The following is a 7,884-nucleotide window of genomic DNA, read 5'->3' on the forward strand; positions in this document are numbered from 1 at the left end:
TAAAGATGGTGATATGCCGTTGATCTATATAATATGAGCTATATTATACGGGGGCATGATATCTTTCTTAAGCGATGTTGTGAAATAGATGTAGAAGCAGGGATGTTTTTAAGATGTAGATGAGAAAGATAATGGCGTTTTATGGGGAGATATCATGTTTTTTAAAGATGATGGTGTTTTAGTCGATCCCCACCCTGTTTTCCATGTTACTAGTCCTTGCATTTGAGGGGATATATTAAGGGGGGATTTTACTCTTTTTTTCAATTGTTTTTTATTCATATATTGTTTTCTGCTTGTGATGCGCAAGAGAATGATTTTTCTTGATTCATTATTAAGGGAGGGAAATGAGAGAATTTTATGATGGGATTTTTGTTTAAGAGCAAAATAATAAATTATCGTTATAAATTAATGTGTTGAGTAATTTATTTTGTGTTATTTTCTGCTGCAGATATTAGGAGATAGAATAGGGTAAAGAAACGAGGGGCTTTTAAAGCAAGATAGTGCTTGATGTCGTACGGATGGTGTAAGGGGGAAATCCCATGAAAGCAGAGGGATGGTTTTGTCTGTTAGAGGAGGAGAGTGTTGTTTTTTCGCATCATTTTATCTTTAAGAATTAAAAAATGTTTAAAATTAAAAAAATGATTGAAATGAGAAAGGATTCGTTTTATAGGATGCCTTGCCCAAAGTCGCACGTGCCTGTGGGTGTCCGCTGGTTCTCAAATGGTGAGATTAACCGGTACGGTACCTGGAACTAACCGCTCCAGTCATTCTTACAGCCAATTGCAAGAATGAGGACATCTTGAAGCAACGACGGTGCGGGCCTTTCTGGTGTCTTCCAGTTTTTAAATACTGGGATAACTATAGAGGCACACCTCATTGCCTTCAGTGCGGAAGTGGTTTTCTCAACTCCAATCAAAAAGGCAGATAAAATAGAATAACGCGGCTTCGCGCTGTTCTTTCGCTGCATGCAATGCTAATTTCTGATTTTTTGTAATCAGAATGGGGATAGTTGTTGTGTGTTTTTTGTCCTTTAGCTTTTGGCAGTTTTGGCTGTCTAAGCGTAGAGTGAGGAAGCTTTTCCTCAAGGAGAATTGCAGATGGCAACACAACGTATTCGCGATTTTCTTGCAACACATCGTTCTGAAGGTCCATGCTTAATTGTTGACCTTGATGTTGTTCGTGACAACTATTTAAATTTTGAAAAAACTCTACCACAGTCTCGTATTTTTTACGCAATAAAGGCGAATCCAGCTCCTGAAATCTTGCGTTTGCTGAGTTCTTTAGGATCTTCTTTTGATGCGGCTTCTGTTGCAGAAATTGAAATGGCTTTAAAAGCAGGGGCAACGCCAGAGCGTATTTCTTTTGGAAATACGATTAAAAAAGAGCGTGATATTGCGCGAGCATATGCATTGGGTGTTTCACTTTATGCAGTTGATTGTGTTGAAGAAGTGGAAAAAATTGCGCGTGTTGCTCCAGGAGTGCGTGTTTTTTGCCGTGTTCTTACCGATGGAAAAGGTGCAGAGTGGCCATTGTCACGCAAATTCGGTTGTGTCCCTGCTATGGCGGTTGATGTGCTAAGACGGGCACACCAATTAGGTTTGCAAGCTTATGGTGTTTCTTTTCATGTTGGGTCGCAGCAGGTTGATTTGAGTGCGTGGGATCGTGCTTTATCAGATGCTGCTACAGTATTTAAGCGTTTGGAACAAGAAGGTATATCACTGAAATTGGTGAATATGGGAGGCGGTTTTCCAACCCGTTATTTGAAAGATGTTCCTACAGAGCAAGCTTATGGTACCGCTGTTTTTGATTCATTGAAAAAGCATTTTGGTAATCGTATCCCTGAGACGATTATTGAGCCAGGGCGTGCAATGGTTGGCAATGCTGGTGTTATTCGCACAGAAGTTGTTTTGATATCTAAAAAAGCTGACAATGATAATGTACGATGGGTTTATCTTGATATTGGGAAATTTAATGGCCTTGCTGAGACTATGGATGAGGCTATTCGTTATCCCATTGAGACACCTCATGATGATAAGGTGATGGAGCCTTGTATTTTGGCTGGACCAACATGCGATTCGGCAGATGTGCTTTACGAAAAAACACCTTATCCACTTCCTCTATCTCTAACGATAGGAGATGAGATATTGATTCATGGAACTGGTGCTTACACAACAACTTATGCATCTGTTGCTTTTAATGGTTTTGAGCCTTTACGATCATATGTGATCTGACGTTTCTTTTTGACGATAGGGTTATTAGACTTTTGCGATGCTTGTCATTACGCTATAAGAGGGCGGTTATAGAGATGAACATGATTAATTTTCAAACAAAAAATGGGACATGTTTTACACTTTTATTGGAGCAAGAAGCCGATAAGCCTTATCGAGAAATTTTGCTTGATTCAACGATGGGGAGTGGACGTAAACGTAAATCATCAGAGACTTTACGGCGTGGTCGGCTAGCTGCTCAAGGGCTTTCTTTTGTGGTTAAAAATGCTCTGGGAGAGCTTGTGGGAAGTGTACGTCTTTGGCATGTTTCTTTTTTTAAAGAAAAAAATGAAACACAACATGCTTTACTCTTGGGACCTTTGGCTGTTGCCGCTGAATGTGCTGGTATGGGAATAGGATCAATTTTAGTCCGCCATGCAATTGAAACAGCAAAAAAATTGGGATATGGCGCTATTTTATTGGTAGGGGATTTTGAATTTTATCAACGTTTTGGTTTTTCAAATCGCTTAACAGAAAATTTGGCAATGCCTGGTCCTTACGAAAAACATCGGTTTCAAGCGTTGGAACTGATACCAAACTATCTTGCTGGGTGTTATGGCACTTTGGCTCCTAGTGGAGCACGAGCCGTTACAAGTCGTTTTCAGCATCATAAAGTGGCTTGAAGACTGTATTTATTGCGTTTGCAACAGTGCTGGCATTGAGGTGGGCATACTGTTTTGATTAGTATCAAAATGTTGATGCGGTACAAATTTTGGGGGTCGTTGCATTGCAATTGTGTTATAAAGCCTTTTCTTTATGTGACGGGTTTCTTATTTTTAATAATTTCAGTTAAGTGACTAGAAATATATTAAAAGCGCATTTTTTTTGAAATAGCGTCATATTTTACAGGATTAAAGGAAACATATTTTTGAGTGGTTTTGTATTCTTTTAAAGCCGGTATCATCATATAATTTTTTAGTTCTCAATATCGTTGGTAGATCTTGCATAGAAACGATTCGGTATTTTACTCTTTTTTAAACCGTTTTTATCTCTCTGCTTTTCGTGCGCAAGGGAATGATTTTGATTGATTTATCATGAACAGGTTTTGAATAGAAAACTCTCACAATATTCAGATTGCTCATTATAATAGACAACATCATAAATTATGATTATAAATCAATGTTATGACTACGAGAGCTTTTCGTTTATACCACTGAATTTTTCACATCAGAAATGATTATTTGCCTATCGGGAAGAGAATCTTAGAAGCCTTTCTAAAGTATTTGGAGGTGGATTCAATAGCGACGAATGTGCATTTTTGAGAGGTTAAACAAGTGTCTAGACGTTTACTATTGAAGATGTGAGGGAATTTCTGTCATTAACAGTTATGGAGCCACCATGGTAAGAGTAGGGCATAGAAGGGGATCATTTATTGATCAATTTTATTCAAAAAGAGAGATATTTTAAGAAATTTTATACAATTTTAGTGGCTATCGAAAGAGAAGAGGCTTTAAGAAAGAAAAATACGCGGCAGTAGAATCAAAACTGTAAGTATTAGCTTCTTTAAAAGGGCGTAAAAAATAAAATTACATGTTTAAAAGCTGCTTTTTTGAAAAAACTCTCCATTACTTTTTTGCTATCAAGACAACTTGTTTTGCAATTGGCATGAGAGGATCAAATACAAAATGATTTTTTCATGTAAAATTTTGCATTCAGAATCAAAAAACGTTATCCTACACATTATAAGGGAAATAGGTGCGTGAATAAAAATCACAAGAATCATAAATCTTTTATGAATATTCTTGTAAGACTCAAAAGAGTAAAGGGCAAAGAATCTTTTAATCTTTTGTGCCCTATGGTGATAAATCAAAAATCTGATAGAAATAGCTGCTTTATCTTTATAGTGTGGAGCATGTTAGGTAAGCTCTTTGTTTATTATCATCTAAAACAATTTTTATATGCGAGACGTTATTTTAAAAGTGCGTAAAGAGCTCGCATTGAAAAGGATTTTTATCAGAAGAATCATTTAGAATCACATGTTAATTTATATTGTCTCTTGAGAAGAGATAAAGTGAAAAAATCGAGGAAAGTGATAAAAATCAAAAATATTCTTCAATTTTAATGAATCTTAGTGTCTTGGTGGTGAATCCATGAGGGATGGTATTTTTTTGAGAAACATGGTCATAAATGCTAAAACACCAAAGATAATGGTTATGATAAAGAAAATATCACTAAAAGCCATAATCATTGCTTGTATGCGTGCTATATTAAACAATTGAGAAAGAGCAAGAGTGTAGGAATCAAAGGTTTCTGTTTTGAATAATAAAATAAGCTTTGAAAGCATTTCAGTTGCTTGTCTGTTTGCGTGGTTAAGTGTTTCGGCTATTCGTTCATAATGAAAGTCTGTGCGTTTTGTCATAAGAGTGCTGATAATGGCAAGCCCTACAGCACCACCTAGATTCCGTGTGAGATTAAAGAGTCCAGAAGCATTTTGCATTCGTTCTGGTGGAAGTGTTCCCAAGGCAATATTATTAATAGGAACCATACATAACATTACAGAAGCACCACGGAAAACTTGCGGCCAAAAAAGCTGCCAAAAATCCCACTTATCTGTGATAGCGCTAGCCATCCAAGTGCCTATTGCAAAACCAAAAAGTCCTATTGCCATCATTAAACGTGCATCCATTCGTGCTGAAAGGAATCCTGCAAGGGGAGCAGTTAATAACATGACGAATCCTGAAAGAAACAATGTTTCTCCAATCATCAGGGCATCATAATGGCGGATTTGGCTTAAATAGACAGGATAAAGGTACGTGAGTCCATAAAGACCTATTCCCAAAGAAAAGGAAAAAATGGATGCAGCTGAAAAATTAAAATTAGAAAAAGTAGAGAGATCTACAATGGGTTCTTTTGCTGTAAAAGCACGCCAGAAGAATAAGGCTGCAGCAAGAATCATGATAATAAATAAATTCCGAACCAGCTCATCATTCAGCCAATCATGACGTGCGCCCTCTTCTAGTACATACTCTAAAGTTCCTAGAAAAACAGCCATAGAAATGAGCCCCAACCAGTCAAATTTAGCCATGAGAGACGGATTTGCTTTATCAAAATCAATCAATTTCCAAGCGAGAATTGAAATAATAATCCCAAAAGGCACATTAATGAGAAAAAGCCAGTGCCATGATAAGATATGACAAAGATAACCTCCGACCGTTGGACCAATAGTGGGGGCTAATGTTGCGACTAGTCCAACAATAGGGGTAACAATTGGGCGTTTGGAAGGAGGAAAAAGAACATAAGAGGCGACAAAAACACTTGGGATAATTCCTCCACCAATAAAACCTTGCAATGCACGGTAGATAATCATCTCTCCAATAGATGTTGCTGTTGCACAAAGAACAGAAGTAATCGTAAACCCGATCGCTGATATGGTGAAGAAAACACGTGTTGAAAGCAATCGTCCTAAGAATCCAGAAAGGGGCAACATGATGACTTCAGCGATGAGATAGGAGGTTTGAACCCATGAAATTTCTTCAGAGCTCGCAGAGAGACCAGCTTGAACTTCGGCTAAAGAGGAGGCAACGATTTGTATATCCAAAATGGCCATGAACATGCCAAAGGCCATAACTATAAAAATCACAATGCTACGGATTTCTATACGCTCTTGAGACTGTATGGGCTTTGGTATTGAAGATGTCATAATAATGAGGTCATTTGCTTGTTATTATAAGAGACTTTTATCTTGTGGCTTTGTACGTGTATCAACTTCTACTGAAACACTCATTCCTGCTCGGATATGTCCGGTCTTTAAGACTTCTTCTGGAATAGAAATACGTACAGGAATGCGTTGGACAATCTTTGTAAAGTTACCGGTAGCGTTTTGTGGAGGAAGAAGAGAAAAAACAGCACCTGTTGCCGGTGAAATAGAAAGCACTGTTCCTGTAAAGACCTCCTTTTTGAAGGCATCAACAGAAATATAAGCCTTTTGTCCCGCATGAATATTTTGCAACTGTGTTTCTTTATAGTTTGCTTCAATATAAAGTGCATGGATGGGGACTAACGCTGCAAGACGTTGGCCATTTACAACAAAATCTCCCGTTTTTGCTGTTAAATTTCCTATGATTCCATCAAATGGCGCGCGTATAATAGTTGAATCAAGATCACGTTGTGCTTTTTCACGTGTGAGCTCTAAACTCTTTGTTTGGCTTTCTGTTTCACTTCGTTGTGCTTCTAGCACTTGGATATTGGCGCGTGCTGCAGCGATTTGTGCATCTGCACGGTTAACATTTGCGATAGCTTGTTCATAAGCTGATTTGGCATCATCAACATCAGATTGAGGGGCATAACGATTGGCTTTCAGTTCTGTTACACGTTTTAAGGTGAGTTGTGCATTGGTTGCTATGGCTGAAGCGGCTGCTTTTTGCGCTTTTGCATCATCTAAAGCACTATGAGCGGCTGTGATTTGTGCATCAATGCGTAGAAGTGTTTTTTTCTGTGTGTCAAGATGCGCTTCTGTTTGATCCAAGGCTATTTGATAATCACCATTGTCTAAGTAAAATAAAACATCGTCCTTTTTTACAACTTGGTTGGCTTTAATGGCAATTTTTTCAATATATCCATTTAATTTAGTCGCAATAGCGGCTATATCTCCTTGCACATAGGCATCTTCAGTAGATAACATATAACGCCATTGCGTTATCCATTTGTAGCTAAACCAAAGCACAAAAAGTGCAAAGACAATAAGAAGGGCTTTGATTACTTTTTTTTGTTTCGTTTTATCGAGATTTTTTGTTGAAAAAATTGTCTCAGATACGGACATGATTTATACTTCCAATATTTATGTTCCAACGAGTATAATAAGTCTATCACTACAGGGTAGGGTGATATACATGCAAGAGCGATAAGAGCTTTTCAAACAAAGGCGATCCCTGGTACATAATGCTAAATATATAAACTTGCAAGTTAGAGATCTTGTTTTCAAGTTAGCGGTCTTATTTTATTGCGCATTTTTTACAAAGACCTCGTACTTCTAGGGTGCTTTTATGTGCTTGGAAGTCAACAGCTTGAACCATCTGTTTTAAACTCGTTACAATCGTTTGATTTTGTATTTCGTTGACTGTGCCACAGTTTTCGCAAATTATAAACGTTGTAAGTTCATGTTGACAGTTTTCAGGGTGTAAACAGACCACAAAGGCATTTACACTTTCAAGACGATGAATACACTTTAACTGTACGAGTTTTTCTAACGCACGATAAACTTGGAGAGGTGCACGAAAACCTTCTTCGCGTAAGTGATTGAGAATCGCATAAGCACTTAAAGGCCCTTTTGCATTTTTTAAAGTGTTTAAAACCAATGTTTGGTTACGCGTCAGTTTAGATGACATTGACACCTTCCTTTTGCTCTTAAGGGAAAGCATAAAGCGTGTAGGCCGTTTATGCAATGGTGATTATAGAATAGGCCCTTTAACATGATACGCGTCGTGATATATAAGAAGGGTTGTAACTGTTGTGAGAGAAGGGAGACTTTGGGATCTGGAAGCCGCCGTGAACATACAATATACTGATTTATAATGATAATTAATCGTTGTTCATATTGAATGAGAATCCCGAATATCGTAAGATTGTCTCATTTCAAATCTGTTTATCTTGAATCAATCAAAACCATTCGCTTGCACGT

Annotated in this window: 5 protein-coding genes; 2 read left to right on the forward strand and 3 right to left on the reverse strand. The window is 37.7% G+C overall.

Annotation, left to right across the window (positions count from 1 at the left end; genetic code table 11):
- Positions 1-1,097 precede the first annotated feature (1,097 nt).
- On the forward strand, positions 1,098-2,231 hold the full coding sequence (locus ACFIMW_RS03235) for a type III PLP-dependent enzyme (protein WP_375607348.1): 1,134 nt from the start codon (positions 1,098-1,100) through the stop codon (positions 2,229-2,231).
- Between the two features lie 74 nt (positions 2,232-2,305).
- Positions 2,306-2,890: a GNAT family N-acetyltransferase gene (locus ACFIMW_RS03240; protein WP_375608101.1), complete on the forward strand. Its 585-nt coding sequence runs from the start codon at positions 2,306-2,308 to the stop codon at positions 2,888-2,890.
- Positions 2,891-4,335: 1,445 nt separating this feature from the next.
- Here ACFIMW_RS03240 and ACFIMW_RS03245 read toward each other — a convergent pair.
- From ACFIMW_RS03245 to ACFIMW_RS03255, 3 genes are all read right to left on the reverse strand, one after another.
- A complete protein-coding gene (locus ACFIMW_RS03245; protein WP_375607346.1) occupies positions 4,336-5,907 on the reverse strand; it encodes a DHA2 family efflux MFS transporter permease subunit in 1,572 nt (523 codons plus the stop codon).
- A gap of 24 nt (positions 5,908-5,931) precedes the next feature.
- Positions 5,932-7,026, reverse strand: coding sequence for an HlyD family secretion protein (locus ACFIMW_RS03250; protein ID WP_375607345.1), 1,095 nt, complete (start codon positions 7,024-7,026; stop codon positions 5,932-5,934).
- A 172-nt stretch (positions 7,027-7,198) separates the two neighbouring features.
- A complete protein-coding gene (locus tag ACFIMW_RS03255) occupies positions 7,199-7,591 on the reverse strand; it encodes a Fur family transcriptional regulator (protein ID WP_375607344.1) in 393 nt (130 codons plus the stop codon).
- Between the last annotated feature and the right edge of the window lie 293 nt (positions 7,592-7,884).

It is taken from the genome of Bartonella sp. AC329YNZD, assembly GCF_042196685.1.
GTDB lineage: Bacteria > Pseudomonadota > Alphaproteobacteria > Rhizobiales > Rhizobiaceae > Bartonella.

Excerpts from the sequence above, each read along its gene's own strand:
- ACFIMW_RS03235 (WP_375607348.1), top strand. The coding sequence starts at position 1,098 with ATGGCAACACAACGTATTCGCGATTTTCTTGCAACACATCGTTCTGAA.
- ACFIMW_RS03240 (WP_375608101.1), top strand. The coding sequence starts at position 2,306 with ATGAACATGATTAATTTTCAAACAAAAAATGGGACATGTTTTACACTT.
- ACFIMW_RS03245 (WP_375607346.1), bottom strand. The coding sequence starts at position 5,907 with ATGACATCTTCAATACCAAAGCCCATACAGTCTCAAGAGCGTATAGAA.
- ACFIMW_RS03250 (WP_375607345.1), bottom strand. The coding sequence starts at position 7,026 with ATGTCCGTATCTGAGACAATTTTTTCAACAAAAAATCTCGATAAAACG.
- ACFIMW_RS03255 (WP_375607344.1), bottom strand. The coding sequence starts at position 7,591 with ATGTCATCTAAACTGACGCGTAACCAAACATTGGTTTTAAACACTTTA.